Annotated in this window: 20 protein-coding genes; 10 read left to right on the plus strand and 10 right to left on the minus strand. The window is 32.6% G+C overall.

Features of this window, described 5'->3' with window-relative positions:
• Nucleotide 1: 1 nt before the first annotated feature.
• The gene (locus CAP47_RS05370) at nt 2-634 is read right to left on the minus strand and encodes a hypothetical protein (RefSeq protein ID WP_100775708.1); all 633 of its coding nucleotides are present in this window, start codon (nt 632-634) and stop codon (nt 2-4) included.
• Between the two features lie 168 nt (nt 635-802).
• Between CAP47_RS05370 and CAP47_RS05375 the strand changes: the two genes are divergently transcribed.
• Nucleotides 803-1771 carry a PepSY-like domain-containing protein gene (locus tag CAP47_RS05375; protein WP_100775709.1) on the plus strand — a complete coding sequence of 323 codons (969 nt, stop codon included), beginning with the start codon at nt 803-805 and terminating at the stop codon, nt 1769-1771.
• 76 nt (nt 1772-1847) lie between these two features.
• Here the strand turns inward: CAP47_RS05375 and bcp are convergent, their stop codons facing one another.
• Nucleotides 1848-2303, minus strand: a complete 456-nt coding sequence (bcp, locus tag CAP47_RS05380) for a thioredoxin-dependent thiol peroxidase (protein WP_100775710.1) — start codon at nt 2301-2303, stop codon at nt 1848-1850.
• A gap of 31 nt (nt 2304-2334) precedes the next feature.
• Here bcp and CAP47_RS05385 point away from each other — a divergent pair, with 31 nt between their 5' ends.
• Entirely contained in the window at nt 2335-3000 is a 666-nt protein-coding gene (locus CAP47_RS05385) for an endonuclease III domain-containing protein (RefSeq protein ID WP_093241242.1), read from the plus strand.
• Nucleotides 3001-3106: 106 nt separating this feature from the next.
• Here CAP47_RS05385 and CAP47_RS12360 read toward each other — a convergent pair whose 3' ends face one another.
• Nucleotides 3107-3259 (minus strand): hypothetical protein, encoded by a 153-nt coding sequence (locus CAP47_RS12360; RefSeq protein ID WP_192869944.1) that lies wholly within the window; start codon nt 3257-3259, stop codon nt 3107-3109.
• A 52-nt stretch (nt 3260-3311) separates the two neighbouring features.
• Nucleotides 3312-3899: an RNA polymerase sigma factor gene (locus tag CAP47_RS05390; RefSeq protein WP_093241245.1), complete on the minus strand. Its 588-nt coding sequence runs from the start codon at nt 3897-3899 to the stop codon at nt 3312-3314.
• 320 nt (nt 3900-4219) lie between these two features.
• Between CAP47_RS05390 and uvrA the strand changes: the two genes are divergently transcribed.
• Entirely contained in the window at nt 4220-7009 is a 2790-nt protein-coding gene (gene uvrA / locus CAP47_RS05395; RefSeq protein WP_100775711.1) for an excinuclease ABC subunit UvrA, read from the plus strand.
• Nucleotides 7010-7038: 29 nt separating this feature from the next.
• Here the strand turns inward: uvrA and CAP47_RS05400 are convergent, their stop codons facing one another.
• Genes CAP47_RS05400 through CAP47_RS05410 form a run of 3 tightly spaced genes read right to left on the minus strand, consistent with a single transcriptional unit; the run spans nt 7039 to nt 11031 of the window.
• Nucleotides 7039-8322, minus strand: a complete 1284-nt coding sequence (locus CAP47_RS05400; RefSeq protein ID WP_100775712.1) for a glycosyltransferase — start codon at nt 8320-8322, stop codon at nt 7039-7041.
• A complete protein-coding gene (locus tag CAP47_RS05405) occupies nt 8323-10764 on the minus strand; it encodes a YfhO family protein (RefSeq protein ID WP_100775713.1) in 2442 nt (813 codons plus the stop codon).
• Between the two features lie 9 nt (nt 10765-10773).
• On the minus strand, nt 10774-11031 hold the full coding sequence (locus CAP47_RS05410; protein ID WP_093241257.1) for a DUF4834 family protein: 258 nt from the start codon (nt 11029-11031) through the stop codon (nt 10774-10776).
• 107 nt (nt 11032-11138) lie between these two features.
• On the opposite strand from CAP47_RS05410, the gene CAP47_RS05415 reads away from it, so the two are divergent.
• Genes CAP47_RS05415 through CAP47_RS05445 form a run of 7 tightly spaced genes read left to right on the plus strand, consistent with a single transcriptional unit; the run spans nt 11139 to nt 16761 of the window.
• Complete coding sequence (locus tag CAP47_RS05415) at nt 11139-12095, plus strand: transporter (RefSeq protein WP_100775714.1); 957 nt, start codon at nt 11139-11141, stop codon at nt 12093-12095.
• Nucleotides 12096-12113: 18 nt separating this feature from the next.
• A complete protein-coding gene (locus CAP47_RS05420; RefSeq protein WP_093241264.1) occupies nt 12114-12695 on the plus strand; it encodes a DUF1599 domain-containing protein in 582 nt (193 codons plus the stop codon).
• Entirely contained in the window at nt 12685-13776 is a 1092-nt protein-coding gene (locus CAP47_RS05425) for a BT_3928 family protein (RefSeq protein WP_100775715.1), read from the plus strand. Before CAP47_RS05420 ends, CAP47_RS05425 begins: the two co-directional genes overlap by 11 nt.
• A 15-nt stretch (nt 13777-13791) precedes the next feature.
• Nucleotides 13792-14859 (plus strand): ABC transporter permease, encoded by a 1068-nt coding sequence (locus tag CAP47_RS05430; protein WP_100775716.1) that lies wholly within the window; start codon nt 13792-13794, stop codon nt 14857-14859.
• An 18-nt stretch (nt 14860-14877) separates the two neighbouring features.
• Nucleotides 14878-15630 carry a triose-phosphate isomerase gene (gene tpiA / locus CAP47_RS05435; RefSeq protein WP_100775717.1) on the plus strand — a complete coding sequence of 251 codons (753 nt, stop codon included), beginning with the start codon at nt 14878-14880 and terminating at the stop codon, nt 15628-15630.
• Nucleotides 15627-16454, plus strand: coding sequence for a 50S ribosomal protein L11 methyltransferase (gene prmA, locus CAP47_RS05440; RefSeq protein WP_100775718.1), 828 nt, complete (start codon nt 15627-15629; stop codon nt 16452-16454). Before tpiA ends, prmA begins: the two co-directional genes overlap by 4 nt.
• Before the next feature lie 31 nt (nt 16455-16485).
• Nucleotides 16486-16761: an ATP-dependent Clp protease adaptor ClpS gene (locus CAP47_RS05445; RefSeq protein ID WP_100775719.1), complete on the plus strand. Its 276-nt coding sequence runs from the start codon at nt 16486-16488 to the stop codon at nt 16759-16761.
• An 84-nt stretch (nt 16762-16845) separates the two neighbouring features.
• Here the strand turns inward: CAP47_RS05445 and CAP47_RS05450 are convergent, their stop codons facing one another.
• The 3 genes from CAP47_RS05450 to CAP47_RS05460 form a co-directional block, all read right to left on the minus strand.
• Nucleotides 16846-17049 (minus strand): hypothetical protein, encoded by a 204-nt coding sequence (locus CAP47_RS05450; RefSeq protein WP_093241282.1) that lies wholly within the window; start codon nt 17047-17049, stop codon nt 16846-16848.
• Between the two features lie 103 nt (nt 17050-17152).
• Nucleotides 17153-17812, minus strand: a complete 660-nt coding sequence (locus tag CAP47_RS05455) for a class I SAM-dependent methyltransferase (RefSeq protein ID WP_100775720.1) — start codon at nt 17810-17812, stop codon at nt 17153-17155.
• 254 nt (nt 17813-18066) lie between these two features.
• The gene (locus CAP47_RS05460) at nt 18067-19332 is read right to left on the minus strand and encodes a tetratricopeptide repeat protein (RefSeq protein ID WP_100775758.1); all 1266 of its coding nucleotides are present in this window, start codon (nt 19330-19332) and stop codon (nt 18067-18069) included.
• Nucleotides 19333-19347: the final 15 nt, after the last annotated feature.

A 19347-nucleotide genomic window follows, 5' to 3' on the forward strand; every position in this document is an offset into this window, starting at 1 on the left:
TTTACTCATTTCTAACAATAACGGTTGATGCTTTTACACCTGTTAGTAAATTCCAAACGTTATGTGCAACGACTTCACCGCTATCAATGGCTTTAAATTCAGCAGTATTTGGTCCTGAGTCTCCTTGATTTAATGCGATAAATTCGACTTTATTGAAACCAACTTCAAGTTGTATTGTGATTTCTTTATAGGCATTTTCAAGGAGTAAATTTTCGATAACAATTTTTCCATTCAACCTTACCTGTACTCTATCACCATCAAACAGCATGTGATCACGACACACAAAAACCATTTTATCTGAAGTTGTTACAAAATCACCGATATGCATATCACGCCCAAACTTCTCTTTCATTTTCTGATCGTTTTCATTCTCAGGTTTTGAGTTAAATTTCTTGGTATACAAATCGCTTGGATTTGTCATCTGTTCTTTAGGCTGGAAATTAATTCCTTTTTCAGGCTTCTTAAAGATGTTTTTAACCTTAGTTCGGTTTGGGATTCCTAAAGTATTATTACCTGAACTTACTTTTCCTCGGCTAAAAACAGCTCCACTATTTTTAGTACCAGATTTCGATGCATCGATTTGAGAATAAGTCAATTGACCCATAAAAAGTAATATGATTAGAAAGTATTTCATAAAAGCAAAGATATGGTTATGAGTAACTTAAAATCAATTAAATTAATGTTTTAACATTTGTTAAGTTATATAATGCGTTTAAGCTAAAACTAAGTTAAAAACAATTTCAACCACAATATAAGCAAACTCAACTAGTTTTATTTGTAAATAACCTAAAAAACAAAATTTATGAAAACTATGAAGCCTATGTTAGGTCTTTTTGTTGCAGCTTTTGCATTTTACAGTTGTAGCAGCGATGATGATGCATCACCACAGCCGCCAATGGCAAAATCATCATTAACTATTAAAGCCCAATCCGGTTTAAACGGAACCGCTGAGAAGATCACCAACGCAGCATCTGATGTTGAGATCAATCAATTCATGATTAACCTATCAGAAATTGAATTTGAATTTGCCGATAACGATCAAAATCAAGTTTTTTCTGTTGGCGCAATGGATGATGAAGATGATCTAGCTTACGAAGATTTACCAGAGGAAATTAAATCTTATTTAGACGATAATTACCCTGAAGATGCTTTTTGTAAAGGAGAACTTGAAGATGACGGACCTTATATGTATGAGGTTGAATTAGAAAGTGGCTTAGAGCTTTACTTTAAAGCAGACTTTACACTTTATGCGACTGAAGCAAGCGATGAGCCTTGTCACGAAAGTGATCAAGGAGGAAACTCTTGGGGAAGTCAGGACGATCTCGAGTTAGCAGGACCGTTTGAGTTAGATTTAAGTCAAGGTGAAGTTACTGTTGCTGATGTTGAAATTCCGGTAGGCGTTTATGAAGAAGTTGAATTCGAGATGGATATTAACAAAGAGCCTGCAAGTGATCTTTATCAAAAATCTATCATGATTACAGGGTCAATTTCTGGTAAACCTTTCACTTTCTACCACACTTTTGAAGAAGAGTTTGAAATTGATTATGAAGATGCAGGTCAGAACTTGGTAATTGAAGAAGGTGGCGATGCAACAGTTGTTTTTAACTTTGATTTGCAAGCTGTTGTTAACACTGTTGACTTATCTTCTGCACAAGATTTAAATAATGATGGCCAAATTGATATCAGCCCAATTGATGAAGATGGTAATAATGCATTAGCTCATCAAATTAAAAATGCAATTGTTGAGTACGCTGAATTACTTGATGATTAATTAAACATCTAATTGTTATATAAAAAAGGCTCTGAATTTTCAGAGCCTTTTTGCTTTTACTAAATTAACGAAAACCTTATTCAGTTAATATTTGTTCTGCGTGAGCTTTGGTTTTTACTTTTTTGATGATGTCAACAATAATTCCTTTTTCATCAATAATAAAAGTTGTTCTGTGAATACCTTCATATTCTTTGCCCATAAATTTTTTCGGACCCCATACATCAAAAGCTTTAATGACAGATTTATCTTCATCAGCAATCAAAGGATAAGGCAATTCATACTTCTTTTTAAAATTTTGCTGACGCCTTTTCGTATCGGCACTTACACCAAGAATTTTAAAGCCTTGTTTTTCAAAAGTCTGCCAATTATCCTTTAAATTACAGGCTTCTGCAGTACAACCTGGAGTGCTTGCTTTAGGGTAAAAAAATACGACAAGCTTACTTCCTTCAAAGTCTTTAAGTTGGTGTGTGTTGCCATCTTGATCTTCTGCTGAAAAATTTGGAGCCTTATCTCCTACATTTAATGATGTCATAATTTTGTATTTTTGTTTAAAAATACAAAATATGCGTAAGACTGAAAAAGTTGACTTTGTTATTAAAACTCTAAAAGAACTTTATCCACGTATTCCTGTTCCTTTAGATCATCATGATCCTTACACTTTACTTATTGCAGTTTTACTTTCTGCGCAAAGTACTGATAAGAAAGTCAATCAAATTACGCCTCAATTGTTTGCAAAAGCTGATAATCCTTATGATATGGTCAATTTATCTGTAGAAGAGATCAGAGAAATTATTAAACCAGTTGGTCTCTCTCCTATGAAGTCAAAAGGTATTCATGGTTTATCGAAAATTCTCATTGAAAAACATAATGGTCTAGTCCCGCAAAATTTTGAAGATCTAGAAGAGTTTCCAGCGGTTGGACACAAAACGGCAAGCGTTGTTTTAGCACAAGCTTTTGGAATTCCGACTTTTCCAGTTGATACACATATTCATCGCTTGATGTATCGTTGGAATTTGAGTACAGGTAAAAATGTCGTTCAAACTGAAAAAGATGCGAAGCGGCTTTTTCCTATTGAGTTATGGAATGATTTACATCTGCAAATCATTTGGTATGGTCGTGACTATTCACCAGCACGTGGTTGGGATTTAGAAAAAGATATTATTACAAAAACTATTGGGCGTCAATCTGTTATTAAAGAATATTATAAAAAGAAATCTAATAAGATATAACATTCAACTAATGGTTCAAGTCGCGTTACTAAATATCAATTAGTCAGTGTGTTATAATGTTTTCAAATAATTGAAATCAGTCTATAAAGATTTTATTGATCCACTTCTAATCCTGAAGAGAATCATATTCTCCATTTGAAGTTTTTATAACTCTCAAAGATTGAGAATAGCTTAGAATAAATTGAATTGTATCTCGACTTGGTCGCAAATCATTTTTGTTTTTAAGTTCTGAAGATTTTTTTGAGTAATTTTTTATCATGATGTTATTGTTTATATCCATCATAATAACGTTTGAACTTAAAAAATATTATCTAATTCACGAGAGTCATATTTTTATCATCTATTTCCTTTCTTAAATTAATCAAAGCGTAACGCATTCTTCCTAAGGCTGTGTTGATACTGACATCAGTTTTAAGGGCGATTTCTTTAAAACTCATCTCCTTAAAAATTCGCATTTGTAAAACTTCAAGCTGATCTTTTGGTAATACTTTAATCAATTCATGCAAATCGCCTTCAATTTGATCTTTAATTAATTTATTTTCTGCATCTAAGCTGTCATCTGAAATTAAATCAAAGATTTCAAAATCACCTTTACTATCAAATTTTGGCATGCGTTTATTTTTCCTAAAGTGATCAATCACAAGATTGTGAGCAATTCGCATAATCCATGGTAAAAATTTGCCTTCTTCATTGTATTTACCACGTTTTAAAGTACGGATCACTTTAATAAATGTTTCTTGAAAAATATCTTCGGCGATTGATTTATCCATCACTTTAGAACAGATAAAGCCAAAAATTTTATGTTCATGCCTATTGATAAGCATAACAAGCGCATTTTCATCACCAGCGATGTAGGCACTTACAAGTTCAGATTCAGGAATAGTTTTTAATTCACTCATAACACTAAGTCTTATAGTTTGGATGTATAAAAAATAAATAACTAATAAGTAGTATTATGCAATAGGCAAGAAATTTGTTTGTTAAAGTTGCTAATATATAAAGAATCATATAAGATTATACATGTTCTTAAAATTTTAACACTATTGGTTTAATTTCTTAGCTTTCTCACAAAATTTAAAAACTGCACAATAAATTAATTTAAGGCCTCTTTCATTTTTAAATGATAATATTGCTTAAATGAGGTTAAATTTTCTTGAAAATTACTGTAAACCTAAATAAAAATGGGCTTTATGGCTATATTTGTTTTAGAATATCTTTTATGAAAAATATCGACAAATTAAGTCCTAAAGACTACATTTTAATAAAATCCGCAGCTTTACATAACCTCAAATCTATCGATGTTGCTATACCACGTCATGAGCTTGTTGTCATTACTGGATTGTCTGGCTCCGGCAAGTCTTCCTTAGCTTTTGATACACTCTATGCTGAAGGTCAACGCCGTTATGTGGAAAGTTTGTCAGCTTATGCAAGACAATTTTTAGGTCGTTTACACAAACCAAAAGTTGATTACATTAAAGGGATTGCACCTGCAATTGCCATTGAACAGAAAGTTAACTCAACAAATCCAAGATCCACTGTTGGTACTTCAACTGAAATCTATGACTATTTAAAACTACTTTTTGCGAGAATCGGTGAGACCTTCTCTCCTATTTCTGGAGATAAAGTCAAGAAACACAATGTTTCTGATGTTATTGATTATGTGAAGTCATTTGATGAAAAATTAAAACTTCTTCTCATAGCGCCAATTACAGTTCACGAGAAAAGAACAGCCGCTGAGCAAATAAAAGTCTTACAACAGCAAGGTTTTAGCCGATTAAAAATTGATGGTAAAGTTCAACGTATTGATAAAATTGATTTAGAAAACTTAGCTGACGATGCGACTTTCGATTTAGTTGTTGACAGGATTGTAGTAAAACATGATGAAGATTTCCTCAATCGTTTAGCCGATGCCATTCAAAATGCATTTTATGAAGGTAAAGGTGAAGTTTTTATTGAAGAAATGACTTCTGGTAGTTCAAAAATTTTTAATAATAAATTTGAACTTGATGGCATGACTTTTACAGAACCGAATGAACATTTTTTCAGCTTCAATAATCCGCTTGGGGCTTGTCCGCAATGTGATGGTTATGGTGATGTCATCGATATTGATGAAGACTTAGTCATTCCAAATACGGGTTTAAGTGTATACGAAAATGCCATCGCTCCTTGGAATGGTGAGAAGTTAAGTAAGTATAAAAAAGATTTGATTAAGAATGCACATTATTTTGATTTCCCTGTTCACCGACCTTACTTTGAATTAACAGATGAGCAGAAAGATTTAGTTTGGAATGGCAACTCTTACTTCAAAGGCATCACACCTTTCTTCAATAAAATAGAATCTAAATCTTACAAAATACAGAATCGTGTTTTACTTTCTCGTTACCGTGGCAAAACAAAATGTAAGCTTTGTCAAGGAAAACGCTTAAAGCCAGAAACAAATTATGTCAAATTAAACGGTCAGAATATTTCTAACTTAGTCGATTTACCCATTGATGAATTACGTGATTTTTTTAAAAAATTAAAGTTAAACGAGCATCAAGAAGATGTTGCAAAACGCATTTTAAAAGAAATAAATTCTCGTCTAACTTTTTTGCATGATGTTGGTTTAGATTATTTGACTTTAAACAGGAAATCAAACTCACTTTCTGGAGGTGAGTCACAAAGAATTAATTTAGCAACCTCACTTGGAAGTAGTTTGGTTGGTTCGATGTACATTCTCGATGAGCCTTCAATTGGTTTACATTCTCAAGATAATGAAAAGTTGATAAAAGTGCTTAAAAACTTACGTGATTTAGGTAATACCGTGATTGTTGTAGAGCATGATGAAGATATCATGAAAGCATCAGATTATATTATTGACATTGGCCCTGAAGCTGGTTCGCATGGCGGTAAAATAGTCGCTGAAGGAAATTATAAAAAGATTCTCAAATCAAATTCCTTGACTTCTCATTATTTAAATGGAAAACTGGAAATTGAAATGCCTCAAAAAAGACGAAAATCAAAAAAATCAATTATCATCAGAGGTGCAAGAGAAAACAATTTAAAAAATATTGATGTCTCAGTTCCTTTAGATTGTTTTACGGTGATTACCGGAGTTTCAGGAAGTGGAAAAAGTACTTTAGTCAAAGATATCTTATACCCAGCCATGATTAAAGCCAACGGCGGCTATGGTTCTAAAACAGGTCAATTTGATGGTTTAGAAGGCAATTTTAAGCATATTACACAAGTTGAGTATGTTGACCAAAATCCGATTGGGCGCTCTTCTCGCTCTAACCCTGTTACTTACATTAAAGCTTATGATGATATTCGAAATTTATTTGCAAGTCAAAAATTATCAAAAATTAGAAGTTTTCAAGCAAAGCATTTTAGTTTTAATGTTGATGCTGGCCGATGTGAAACCTGTAAAGGTGAAGGCGAAGTTACTATTGAAATGCAGTTCATGGCGGATGTGCATTTAGAGTGTGAAACCTGTAAAGGTAAAAGATTTAAAAAGGAAGTTCTAGAGGTTAAATTTGCGGATAAAAATATTGACGATATTCTAAATATGACTATTGAAGATGCCATTATTTTTTTTAATGAAAATGATGAAGAGAAAGTGGCCAGAAAACTTCAACCGCTTTTAGATGTCGGTTTAGGTTATGTCAAATTAGGTCAAAGCTCTTCTACCCTTTCTGGTGGTGAAGCGCAACGTATCAAGTTAGCTGCTTTTTTAACTAAAAGTCAAACGAAAAACAAAACACTTTTCATTTTTGATGAACCAACAACTGGTTTACATTTTCATGATATCAAAAAATTACTGAAATCTTTTAACGCATTGATTGAAAAAGGACATTCTGTTATTGTAATCGAACATAATATGGATTTAATCAAATGCGCAGATCACATTATAGATCTTGGACCAACAGGAGGAATAAAAGGCGGACATTTAGTCGCAGAAGGAACTCCAGAAGAAATAATCAAGGTTAAAGAGTCTTTAACTGGAAAATTTTTAAAAGAGAAGTTGAGTTGATTTACTTAAAATTAAGACGTTTTAAACAATTATTTTAAAATAACTTCAGATAGTTTTTTTGTCAAACTCTGTCTGCTGTATTGAGTGATATTATTGGGCTGCACTTTTAGTTTACCATTCAAAAAAGATTTAAAATAGCTAAGAATTAATGCCTTCAAATTCTCTTTACTTTCATAGTCAAAACAGTGTCCTGTTTGCGTTTCCTCAATAATTTTTTCAACATCCCAATGTTTAGGTCCAATCGCTAAGATAGGTCTTCCAGTTCGTAAATATTCAAAGACTTTTCCAGGGATAATACCACGGGTTTCTTCTGAATTAATTTCTATTAATAAAAGAACTTGTGAGCTATGTTGAAAATTTAAAGCCGTTTGATGATCGACATAACCTGTAAGATTGAGATACTCTTTAAGTCCATTTTTATAAATAGAATCAATGATTTGTTCGCTGACATTACCAACCAAACGCAACTCAAAGAAAGATTTGAAATGCTCAACTTCTTGAATCAATTCTGACAAAGCTTGCCATAAAATTTCAGGATTTCTCTGACTCATTAGGGAACCTATGTGAGAAAGCGTGAAGTTTTCATCAAGCTCAGCTTCTACAGGGTCAGCTTCATCAAAACCATTTGTAATTAAATGAATCGGTTTAGATGTTTTTGCTTCAAATTCATTTTTAGTTTCAAAACTTGTTACCAACACATCGTCAGCTAAATTGAGTATTTCACTTTCTAATGCAAGATGTTTCTGAGCTGAATTTTTACTTAATTTTAAATCTTTATGATAACCGATATTTGTCCATGGATCTCGAAAATCTGCAATCCAATGCAATTGAGGAAATTTATTTTTTAATTTATGTCCAATTAAATGCAAACTATGTGGTGGACCAGTTGTAATAACGCAATCAAATTCTTGAGAATCAATTATTTTTGAAATCGTTTTAACTGAAGGCTTAATCCAGAATTTTCGTGCATCTGGTATAAAAAAATTACCTCTAATATAAAGCATCAGTCTCTGAAGCCTTGATTGTTTTTCTTTAGATTTAATAATGCCTTTGCTCAGTGACTTGGTATCTTTTTTTGAAAACAATTGTGCCAATGCATAAGGCTCAAATATCGACTTTTCAATAATTTCTAAATCGTAAGGAACTTCACTTAAAAGAGAACGGTCTGAAGTTGGGTAGCTCGGATTTTTTGGTTTAAACACAACTGGTTCGATACCGTATTCAGGTAAATATTTTGAAAATTTTAACCAGCGTTGCACACCTGGTCCACCAGCTGGAGGCCAATAATAAGTAATGATTAGGACTTTTTTCATTTAGTCAGTTCTCTTTTTTCTTTGAAAAAACAAGCCCGCCAAAAGTAAGATAAAAATACCGTAACTCGCTAAAGTAATTGTGTTTCCTCGTGAGATGACTTGTGGTTCAAACTTAAAAGTAATTTGGTGCTCGCCCTCAGGAAGTTCCAAACCTCTGAGCACATAATCAACTGCAAAATGATCAACTTTTTCACCATCTAAATAAGCTTGCCAACCTTTTGAGTAATACAATTCAGAAAAAATAGCTAATCGTTTAGAATTCAGTTTGTATTTATAAGTTAATTCATTGAGTGTATAATTTGTCAATTCTATTTGATCCCCAAATTGTGGCTGATAATTTTCTTTTGAAATATGTTTTTTATACTTGCTTTCAACAACCGCAGTTCTTGCTAAATCAACTGTGTCAAGGCTTTTAATAGATTCGTTAGCATTTTTGACGAAGTTTACTTTTTCTGCAAACCATGCATTTCCAAATGCTGATTCATTTTGCTGAACTCTCACGCCATCTTCTGCATTGACGATTAAATACTTGACATTGAGCATGTTTAAAACATCCTGATTTCTTTTAAAAGCATCGAAGTCAAATAGATCTTGAACGCGACCTGGCTTGGCAGCATGATAACCACCAATTGAGTTATGAAAATATGATGCCCTTGCAGAGTTTAAAGCTGCCCTTATTGAATTTGATCTACTTTGGGACACATCTAGAACGCGATAATGAGATTGATCTTTCATGATTTCAAGATCGTAGGCTTGTGCCTGAAAAGGTTCTTTCATTTGAACTTGTGCAACAAAATCATCTTCATTTACATAATTTCTGTTGATCGGAATTAAATCGACTAAAACCAAAATTCCCAAACCTAGGATCACAAGATTTTTCTTCACTATATTTAGTAAATACAACCATAAAATTCCTGCTGCAACAAGTACAATTGCCAATGATCTTAGAGCATCACTGACCAGCATATCTTGTCTGTCAATTTTTAAAGCACGAACAAATTTCGCTCCGTATCCTTGAATAAAGTGTGCATCACGTGGAGATGAAAAATCGAATAATACATTTTTGAATAAAATAAATATCAATGCTAATCCACCTAAAATACCGGCCGAATAATAAAGTGCTTTTTCTTTTTCCTTCTTTGATTTTTGAGAGTTAAAGAATGCAGCTAAACCAACAACACCCAGAACTGGAACAACGAATTCAATAATCGTTTGTATAGATGAAACAGCTCTGAATTTGTCATAAAGAGGAACATAATTGATAAAGAACTTTGTGACAAAAGCAAAATTATCGCCCCAAGACAAAACTAAACTTAAGATAACACCGCCGATAATCCATTTTTTTGTTTTAGAATTCACTAAGAAAAGTGCTAGCACAAATAAGAAAATCAAGCTTGCACCAATATAGGCTGGCGCACCGATAAATGTCTGATCGCCCCAATAAGTCGGTGCATTTTTAACAAATCCGAGTGCTTGCTGTGTTGAATACCCTAGTTGAAGTAATTCTTTATAAGATTCTGAAGTTGAGTCTAAAGTTTCAGAACTTGAGCCACCCATGAATCTTGGTATAAATAAGTTGAAACTTTCTAAAATACCATAACTGTATTCTGTGATATATTCATAACTCAAAGCTGAAGAAGCTTTCGGACTTCCATTAGGGTTTATCGTTAAACCTGTGTCTCCTCTGGTACTAAATTCAGTGTATTCTTGTGTTGCTAAAATATTCGTCGAGTTCACACCAATCGCTAATAAAACAGGAACTAGCATTAAACCTATTGCTGAAAAATATTGTTTAAGCTCTTTCTTTTTGTAAGCATCAACTAAATATACAATCCCAATAACAAGCACAAGAAGGAACAAATAATAAGTCATTTGGAAATGGTTGGCGACCAATTCCAATGACATGCCCAAAAATAAGGTGATAAAACCGAGAATTTTTCTTTTCTGAAAGAGCAATAAAATTCCGCTAATCACAAGCGGAAAGTAAGCAATCGCATGCGCTTTAGCATTGTGACCAACACCAAGAATAATGATTAAGTAAGTTGAAAACCCAAAAGCCAATGAACCTAGTATTGCAAGTCGGTAATCTACTTTAAGTGTTAAAAAAAGAATATAAATTCCAATAAAATAAAGAAAAAGATAATCTGCAGGTCGTGGTAAAAAACGTAAACCTCTATCAATAGACTTGATAAAGTGATAAGGGTAATCGGCACCGAGTTGATAAGTTGGCATTCCGCCAAAAGCAGCATCAGTCCAATAGCTTTCCTCTCCTGTTTCAGCCTTGAAGTCTTTATGTTGTTTTGACATGCCAATGTATTGTGCAATATCACTTTGGTAGATAATTTTGTTACTTAAAACAGGACTGAAATATAGAACAGCAACAAGCATAAAACCAATAACAACAAGTCCATGCTTAGCTAACTGAGGTAATTTTTTTTTCATAATTAAAGTTTATTCAATCTCTTCGTAATCAATATATTCACCAACCTTTTTATCGTTGGTTCGACGTGATGATTTATCATCATTAATAATATTTTGATCACTCTTTTGGTGAGGTCTTGATTGTTGCTGATTATTGAATTGATTCTCAAATTTATTTTGAACCTTCTTCATGAAAAATTTAAAAATGTAAGGTGCTGCCCACTTAAGAAGTATCCGAAGAGCAAAAAATACGAGAAGTATGATTAATAAGGTTTCTAAAAAATCCATAGAGTTGCTTAAAAATTCAATCTACAAATGTATTGATTCGTTGTTTTAAAAAGTAGTCGAGTCTTATAAAATATTGATAATTTCAATTATATTTGAAAAAAACACGAATGCAGAAAATAATTTTTGTGGCTTTAGGCTTTATAGCTGTTCAATTTGCACAAGCTCAATATACAGAAACGATCAACACCAACCGACCAGGATCTTCACAAGGTGCCTTCTCTCCTGGGAATGGAGTGATTCAGGCAGAAGTTGGTGGTTTTTACAATAATGATAAACACAATTTACTCGATACAAAAACAGAGTCGTTTGGTTTTGATTACCAATTAAGATATGGTTTTGTTTTAGAAAGATTAGAGCTTGTTCTTGATGGCGTTTATGAATCTGCAGAGCTCACATACCCTCAAGGTTCATCAACAGAAAGTACGAGTTATTCTAATTTTAGATCGAACACAATTGGTGCTAAGTATTTGGTGTTCGACCCCTATTTAAGAAGTTTAAAAAAGAAAGAAAAACCTAATTACATCAGTTGGAAGAAAAACAATACCCTGCAATGGAGTGATTTAATTCCTGCTGTTTCAGCCTATGCTGGTTTAAATTTTTCATTTGGTGATAATCCATTTTTGTATGAAGATGAACCTTCATACTCTCCTAAAGTCGGTGTGATTACTCAACACAATTATAGACGTTGGGTGTTGGTTTCTAACTTTTATGCAGACAAAATCTCCACCGATTATAGTTCGTACGCAGGAATCTTCACACTAACTCATTCGTTGGGTGGCCGCTATGCTTTATTTGGAGAGTTTCAAACAATTATTGGCGATTATTACAGTGATGAGATTTTTAGAGGAGGAATGGCTTATTTATTAACCAAGCAACTTCAGTTTGATATTTCTGCTTTTACCAATTTGAAAAATACACCAACCCGCTGGGGAATCAACTTTGGAATTTCATATCGCGTTGATCAGTTTAGAAAAGAAGAAAGAATTTATCTTGATAACGATAAAGATAAAAAGCCTAAAAAGGATAATGATTTCAAATTAGAAGAAAAAGAGGAAGAAGAATAAAAGACCAGCATTTACATAATGAAAAACAATCAAGTGAATCAATTTTCAGAATTAAATACTTCAGCGCAATACGATAAAATCACGGAAGAGTCTAGAGCACTCTTTCTTCAAAAAATGAAAGATTACGGATGTGCTTGGCGCATCTTAAGATTACCATCTTTGACAGATCAAATTTTTATCAAAGCGCAACGCATCAGAAGCCTTCAAGTCAATAAAGTTTCAAAAGTTAATGAAGCACAAGATGCTGAATTTATCGGCATCATTAACTATTCAATCATGGCTTTAATTCAATATTACAAAGGAGTTGTCAATCAGCCAGATATGGAACATGAAGAAGCGATAAAACTTTATGATAAATACTTGCTTGAATCTAAAAATTTAATGCTTGATAAAAATCATGATTATGGAGAAGCTTGGCGAGATATGCGTGTCAGTTCACTGACAGATTTAATACTACAAAAATTACATCGTGTCAAGCAAATCGAAAATAATAGTGGTAAAACACTCGTCAGTGAAGGGATTGATGCGAATTATCAGGATATGATTAATTACGCGGTCTTTGCTTTGATTCATCTCAAAATTCAAAAAAATGCAAAATAAAATTACACAAATAGCGAGATTTTTAGTCGGTATCGTCTTTATCTTCAGCGGATTAGTAAAATTGAACGACCCAATTGGTTTTGGTTTTAAACTAGAAGAATATTTTAGTTCAGGCGTTCTCAACCTTCCCTTTTTAGAGCCTTATGCTTTACTCATCGCTATATTTGTAGTGATTTTAGAAGTCTTACTCGGTGTTGCTCTCATTATTGGTTATGCAAAAACTGTCACGAAATGGACACTTGTTTTGATGATGATTTTCTTCACTTTCCTGACATTCTATTCTGCCTATTTCAACAAAGTAACGGATTGTGGTTGTTTTGGAGATGCGATCCCTTTAACACCTTGGCAATCATTTTATAAAGATATTATTTTGAGTTTCTTGATTATGATTATCTTTTTTAATTCTAGATATATCAAGCCTCTTTTTGCAAAAGCTTCTTTAAAATGGATAGTCTTTGTCACAACAATTTTATGCTTTTATTTAGGTTATCATGTTTTAATCAACCTTCCTGTTGTTGATTTTAGAGCTTATAAAACTGGCGTTAATATACAAGAAGATATGAGTATTCCTGAAGGTGCACAAGAGCCTGTTACTCTGTTTCAGTGGGAATTTATAGTTGATGGAGAGAAAAATATTTATGAAACAAATGGCGCTTATCCTGAGGTTGATGGCGAATTCGTTAATGTCACCACAGAAGTTATCGATGAAGGTTATGTCCCTCCTATTCATGATTTCACTTTAATGAAAAATGATCAAGACAAAACTGAAGAATTATTAACTGAAGAAAAATTATTGATGATTCCTGCATACAACCTTAGTCGATCAGAAAATCAAGCATGGCCGGCCATCAAAAAAGTCATTGATAAAGCAAAAGCTAAAAATTATCGCATTATTGGTGTCAGTGCTTCAGGAAATGAGTCAATTTCTGAATTGGAAGAAAACTATGGTATTCATCTAGATTTTTATGTTTGTGATGAAACAACAATTAAAGCCATTGTAAGATCTAATCCAGGTATAGTTGTGATTAAAAACGGTGTTATTCAACAAAAATTACATTGGCAAAATGCTGATGAGTTTTAATATAGCAACGATTAAATGAAAAATTTTGCTGTCAAAACCGCTTATGCAATTCTCACCTTATTTGGTGTTGTGACAGCTATTTTCATACTTTTTAATGTCTTGCCCGGCGACCCAACTAAAATGATGTTGGGCCAAACGCAAACCCAAGAACAAGTTGAACAACTCAGACACAAATATGGTTTTGATCAGCCAACTCATCAACAATATCTTTATTATTTAAATGATTTATCGATTTTGTCATTACATTCTAAAGATGAAAACGATTATACTTATATCAGTGATAAATCAGTTTCTTATCTGTCACTTTTTGAAATGGAAACATCTCAACTAGTTTTGAAGTTCCCATATCTCAGAGAATCATTTCAGAAACAAAATAAACCTGTCACTGCAATCATTCAGGAAACGTTACCAAATACAGCTATTTTGGCAATCACAGCAATCACAATTGCGTTGATCATCGGGATGACGCTAGGTATGATTTCGGCTTTAAATGAAAACCGTGCAATTGATAAAGGCATTCAAGTGATCAGCACATTTGGAATGAGTTTGCCATCCTTTTTTAGCGCCATTTTATTTGCATGGATTTTCGGGTTTGTTCTTGAAAAATACACCAATCTTAATATGACAGGAAACCTCTATGAACTAGATGATTTTGGTGAAGAAAGACAGCTCGTCCTTAAAAATTTAATTTTACCAGCTTTTGTCTTAGGAATTCGTCCTTTGGCTGTTGTTATTCAATTGATGCGGAACTCTGTTTTAGAGGAGCTCTCTAAAGATTATGTGAGAACTGCAAAAGCAAAAGGCTTAAAAATGAATTACATCTTAAGAAAACATGTTTTCAAAAATTCGCTCAACCCTGTTGTCACTGCAATTTCAGGTTGGTTTGCCTCAATGTTAGCAGGTGCAGTTTTTGTGGAATACATATTTGGTTGGAACGGGCTAGGGAAAGAAATTGTTGACGCACTAAACACACTTGATTTACCAGTGATTATGGGTGCTGTACTTGTAATTTCATCAATATTTATTATGATAAATATTTTAGTTGATGTCATATATCGTATTTTAGACCCTAAAGTGATTTAAATTTTAAAAAATTATATAATGAGAAAGAATATTGTTGCGGGAAATTGGAAAATGAATGCAAATGCAAATGCTGCTTCTGAATTGATTAAAAATCTTAAAAAATCTGATTTTTCAGAAACAACAGAAGTCATTATTGCACCAAGCTATACTAACTTAGCTATAGCAAATGAATTGATAACAGGAAGCTCTATTGAATTGAGTTCTCAAAACATGCATGAATCAGATCGAGGTGCTTTTACCGGTGAAGTTTCTGCTGAAATGCTTAAAAGTGTTGGTGTGACTTATGTGATTCTTGGACATAGTGAACGTCGAGCAATTTATAAAGAAAGTTCAGAATTGCTCAAATCTAAAGTTGATCAAGCTTTAAAAAATGATTTAAAACCTATTTTTTGTGTTGGTGAAGAATTGAAAGATAGAAAAGATGAAAATCATTTTAAAGTTGTGAAAAATCAACTTTCTGAAAGCTTATTTCATTTATCTGCTGATCAAATGAAAAATGTTGTGATTGCTTATGAACCAGTTTGGGCAATTGGAACCGGTGAAACAGCATCGCCAGAGCAAGCGCAAGAAATGCATGCACACATCAGAAAGCTTTTATCAAATCAATTTTCATCAGAAATAGCAGAAGGAACTTCTATTTTATATGGTGGAAGTGTAAAGCCAGGAAATGCCAAAGATATTTTTGCAAATAAAGATGTTGATGGTGGTCTTATTGGTGGCGCAGCTTTAAAAGCAGAAGATTTTACAGCAATTATAAATAGTTTTGAATGAAGTATAAAGCTTACCACTTTACAATAAATCCACTAGAGCCAGCAAGAGAAATCTTGTTGGCTGAACTTGGTCAATTGGGTTTTGAAAGTTTTGAAGATAAAGAAAATGGCTTATCAGCTTACATTCAGGAAGATCAACTTCGAGATGATATTCTCTCCGACATTTATGTTTTGAATCAAGATGAATTTGAAATTGATTATCGTATTGAAGAAGTTGAAGAACAGAATTGGAATGCTGTTTGGGAATCAAGTTTTGACCCAATTCGTGTTGGTGACCAATGTCTGGTAAGAGCTGAGTTTCATCAGGCTGAAAAGGTAGATTATGATATTGTCATTACACCCAAAATGTCCTTTGGAACAGGACATCACGCCACAACTTACATGATTCTTAAGTTTATATTGGAAGATGATTTTCAAGATAAAGTTTGTTTAGATATGGGTTGCGGAACTGGTGTTTTAGGAATTTTAGCTCTGATGAAAAAAGCTAAAAAAGCCGACTTTATTGATATTGATGATTGGTGTATTGACAATACAAAAGAAAATCTACAAAAAAATAAGTTATCTGGACAATGCTTTCTAGGCGGTGCTGATCAAATTAAGGATTCCTATGATGTCATTTTCGCAAACATCAATAGGAATATTCTTTTAAATGATATGTCGACTTATGTTGACCATCTCAATAAGGATGGAGATATTTATTTCAGTGGATTTTATGATGAAGATTTTGATCAAATCATCAATGCAGCTGCTGATCTAGGTTTAGAATATGTTAAACACAATTTAAAAGATAAGTGGATTGCTGCAAAATTCAAACATTCATTATAAATTTGTATTTTTCATCTCGAAATGATTGAAAATGAGCACTAAAGAAAAAACTCAGAAGAAAACCAAAGTTGAAACTCAGAAAGCCTCTGAAAATGAAATTGTTGTTTTTAATGATGATTACAACACTTTCGATCATGTTATTGAAACATTGATTGCAACATGTGACCACTCACCTACTCAAGCTGAACAATGCACTATTATTATACATTATAAAGGTAAATGTGGTGTTAAGTCTGGTAGTTACGAAGAGCTTAAACCACGTTGCTTAGAAATACTAGACGCAGGCATTTCAGCAGAAATAATCTAAACTATTTATATTAAAAAACAGCGAAGAATAAGCACGCTCTTCGCTGTTTTGAATTTTATTTGAGTCAAATCAAGATTAATTGATTTAATCAATTTCGTCAATTTTCTCGTCAATTTCTTTATTGACTTTGTCATCAACTTTTTTAGCGGCACGTTCTAAAGCACCTTCATTTTCAGGAGCTTCTTTTTCAACCTCTTTAATAACAGTTTTTTCTTCTTTCTTTTCTGTACAAGAGGTAAAAGAAACCGTCAATGCTAAAAGACTTAGTGTTAAAATTGCTTTTTTCATGATATTGATATCTAATTAGATTTTATACTAATCTATTGCTTTCAGTGTAAATTGAATAAAATAGATCATTTATTAATAAAAAATTTAGATTTGTTAAAAATGACTAAATCTGATATAATTTAGTGACTAAACATCCTTTTTGGTTTTCTAAAACTATGTTTGATAAAAGTTTTTCAGATTTAACCTTAAAGTTAAAAGGACTCTCTAAAATATCGATACCACTGTTTTTCTTAAGACGAATTCCTTGTCCCGATATAATATCTTTATTTGGAGTAAAACTGCCATGAGGTAAATGTTCAGTCAAAATCAGATACTTATATTGATAAAGTTTATCAAGAATAGATTTGATTTCAAAGTTTGAAAGATGCTGAAAAACTTGTCTTAGAATCACGCAATCAGCTTGAGGTAGCTGATCTTTAGCGATATCTAAACACTCAAATTTTACATTCAAATTTTTATATTTTTTTTTGTTAAACTCAATTAAGCTTGGTACAATATCAACAGCCTTATAATTTTTTGTGTGTTTGACAAGCTGTCGTCCCACATTAAAATCCCCGCAACCTAAATCACAGACTTGGATTGGGCTTTCAAAAGAAGTTAAAATGGAAATGACAGCCTCCATATATGGATTAAGGATTAAAGGATGATGAGAACCTTCTCCTGAATAAAAATCAACATTGCCTCCCCATAAATTTTTCTCATAAATCTGAATCATCGCTTCTTTAGTTGGCCATGGTTTCTTGTCTGTTCTATCTTTTTTCATTTCAAAATAGTTTCATCTTAAATAACGAATATAAACTTAGAATTTGATATAAGTTATTTTAAATCTTATCATTTAATTCAAGCATTCTATAAATCTTTGTAGCCTCTATAGTTATAAATCTTGTTACATAACGGGAACATCAATTTTATTCTGCTTTAATTTAATAAACCACTCAGAAAAAATTAAACTTTAAGCACAAAAAAAAGAGCAGTTTAAAACTGCTCTTTATGTATAATTCTAAAAAAAATTAAATCTTATTTACGAATCTCATCAATTCTAGATTTGATTTCTTCTGCTTTTTCATCCTTACCGAGTTGAAAATAGATGTTCATCAATGTCTGCATTGCACCGATATTCTGTGGGTTGATTTCAATAGCTTTTTCTAAATAAGGCAAAGCATCAGAATAGTATTGCTTTTTCTCCTCATTTAGTTTTTGATACTTTTTGTTATCAGCTTTTGAAGTTCCTAAAGAATTCATTTCTTCTACAATTTCACGTTCTTTAGAAAGTGTTGTCGTTGCCATATTGATATAGGCATTTTCCATCTCTGGATCTAATTCAATAGCTTGCTTATAGTATTTCTGAGCTGTTTTAATATCACCTAATTGCTCAGCACTTACACCTAAATTATAATGCAGATTTGCATTATTAGGGTCTTGCTTAACAGCCTTTTTCATTAAATCACTGTACTTTTCAATATTACCTAAACGGTAATGAAGGTCAGCTTCAGCTTGAATAATTGCAATATCATTTGGATTTTCTTTTTTTGCTTCTTCAATTGCTATTAAAGCTTCATCTGTTTTCTCTTGTTGAATATAGATCAATGAAATATTTTTTGCTATTTCACCTCTAACAGATTCTGTTACATCGTCTTTTGGATTCGTGTATTGATCAGATTTTACTGAAAAGTCTCTTTCCTCTTTAGAATTAAAAGTAACTTCTTCACCAGACTCAACATCAGTTGCAATGTAGTTTGTGCGAACACCTGTGTATTCTATATCCATTAAACGCTTATAGTAAGTTAAAGCTTCGTCATAATCGCGTGCGTTAACAGCAGATGAAGCAGCGTAATACAGATACATTGTATCCTGTTCATTCATGTTGTAAGATTTGTACAACTTGTCAGCTGCAAGGGAGTTTTCACCTTTTTTCTGATCATCAATAGCTGAATTTACCAGATTATCTTTGAGACTTGCAACACCCATTTTAGCATCTTCAACATCTCTACCTAGTTTAATAACCTCCTCATAAGCATTCACAGCAATATCAATATCACTCATCATATCTTGAGAGTTACCGCTAAATGCTCGCATTGAGTGAGATTGTGCTTGTGCTAAATAAAATCTAGACAACCATTTATCATTAAGGTCAGATTTTAATTTTTTTGCAGTTTTTAAATAACTAATCGCACTTGAGAAATCTTCATTTTCGATCGCATCTTGAGCATCTTTAACTTCTGATTTCTGTGCAAATAAACTAGTTGTAGCTAAAAGTGCTAAACTAAAAATTGTCTTCTTCATAATTTTACTTTGTTT

It is taken from the genome of Psychroflexus sp. S27 (assembly GCF_002810405.1).
Taxonomy (GTDB): Bacteria; Bacteroidota; Bacteroidia; order Flavobacteriales; family Flavobacteriaceae; genus Psychroflexus; species Psychroflexus halocasei_A.